General features: G+C 43.1%; 2 protein-coding genes. One reads left to right on the top strand and one right to left on the bottom strand.

Going from position 1 to position 1,689, the window contains the following annotated elements; translation table 11 throughout:
- Window positions 1-115 (top strand): transposase (locus O9324_RS18180; RefSeq protein WP_130758671.1); only part of this gene is annotated, 115 nt, incomplete at its 5' end.
- 83 nt (window positions 116-198) lie between these two features.
- On the opposite strand, the gene O9324_RS18185 is transcribed toward O9324_RS18180, so the two are convergent.
- Window positions 199-1,077: an Hpt domain-containing protein gene (locus O9324_RS18185; RefSeq protein WP_288140922.1), complete on the bottom strand. Its 879-nt coding sequence runs from the start codon at window positions 1,075-1,077 to the stop codon at window positions 199-201.
- Window positions 1,078-1,689: the final 612 nt, after the last annotated feature.

The following is a 1,689-nucleotide window of genomic DNA, read 5'->3' on the forward strand; positions in this document are numbered from 1 at the left end:
GGTGGTCGAGGGAATCAACAATAAACTTAAACTAATAAAACGGAGAGGCTATGGCTTTAGAAACTTTCGGAATTTTTGGGTTAGAAGTATGTTATCTTGGCATCTTGTCTGTTGATTTAGCATAAAGAGTAACGAAGAGCCAAAACAATTAAGTTTATTCTTGTGGGAATCCCCCACCTTTTTACACCCGGGCAGATGTCAACGTCTCGTTTTTAATAACTGTACCAGTTGCGAGACCTGTTGGCGATTGAACATTTGCAGCAGGGTACTAGCTACTAATTCCGGTTCTAGGGTAATTAGGATTTGTGGTAATTTGGCGGTGGCTAATAATTGCAATTCCTGACTGACGGTGATTTCTTCCCCGCGACCCCATTCTAGTAAATCACTGGCTTGTTTTAATTCTTTAATAATAACCGGGGCGACAGTGCGGTAGGAATGTTTGGGGTTAGCCAGGGCTGATTGGGCATTTTTAACTAAATATTGCCACTTTTGCTGTTCTGAAGCCAATTGAGACAGAGATAAAGTTAATTTTTGTAATTGCTGACGGGAAGCACTGGTTTCTTCCTGTTTGAACAGTTGTAACATCTGTTTGAGGATATCTCTGACGCGGATGGAGATAGAAGACGCTGTCGCAACAGCTGGGGTAAGTTTTTTTTGGTCGAGAAGATAGTTAAGATGGGCCTGTAATTCGGCAAAAGTCGGTTCACCTTTTTTAAGGATAGCGTTAGCTTCCTCGGCTTGCAAACCTAATGGACCGGACAGCTTATCGATCAATATCTGAAGCAGATCATAACCCTTGAGGAACAAAGATTCTAATTTTTGATCCACTTGTAAGGGATTTTCTTTCAGTATTTTAAAAGCATCCTCAAGACGGTGAGCAGTTTTTTGGATACTGCCATAACCTAACATGGCCGCTCCCCCCTTAATGGAATGGGCGGCACGAAACATCTCGTTCATCTGTTCAGTATTGTTCACGAGATTGCCTAAGTCTAAAATCCCCTGTTCCAAAGTTTCCAGGTGTTCTTTGGCTTCTTCGATGAAATAGCCGAGAATTTTCTGAGCGTTAGCGGAGTCCAAGGTCTTATCCCCCTTATCACGATGCTGTCTAGTCCTAGATTGCCCAGTTTTTCAGGAAATATATCAGTTATGGGGCAATGGCTAGGAAAACTGGCCCAGACGGACACAAGCTAAGTTCAAAAGCCTGCCCACAAGGGTTCTCAGCTTCTCTTGCTTAAAATAGATCGATACAACGGCAGGCAAAAAGCTAAGAAAAGAATCGGGGATGGGAGCAAGCTGACTAGAAATTATTCTTGATAAGAGGAAACTGAGTTGTTGACTATCTAAGATTACCCCTCAAGACCGCACTGGAGTTGGCAGTGGGGAACAGACAACACCAGAACAGTAGGTGGTCGTCCAGAGATGATACCAAGTCCCCTCATACTTCAGCTTGCTCTTGCTCAAAAACCCCGTCACCTCCATCAAGAGCTAAATTAGAACAAAATTACTAGACGAAAAGACCCGACTAGAAAAAGGGGAAATGGCTGAAAGGCTTACGGAGCAAGGGATAGAAAAAAGATCAAAAAATTTTGCCAAAAGGGGTTGACAAACTTAGGGAAGTTAGATACATTGGTAAATGCGCGGTTGAAGCGAAGCGAAAGCGAAGCGAAACAAACGACGCTGGAACCTAGA

Source organism: Microcystis sp. LE19-84.1B (genome assembly GCF_027531875.1).
GTDB classification, from domain to species: Bacteria; Cyanobacteriota; Cyanobacteriia; order Cyanobacteriales; family Microcystaceae; genus Microcystis; species Microcystis panniformis.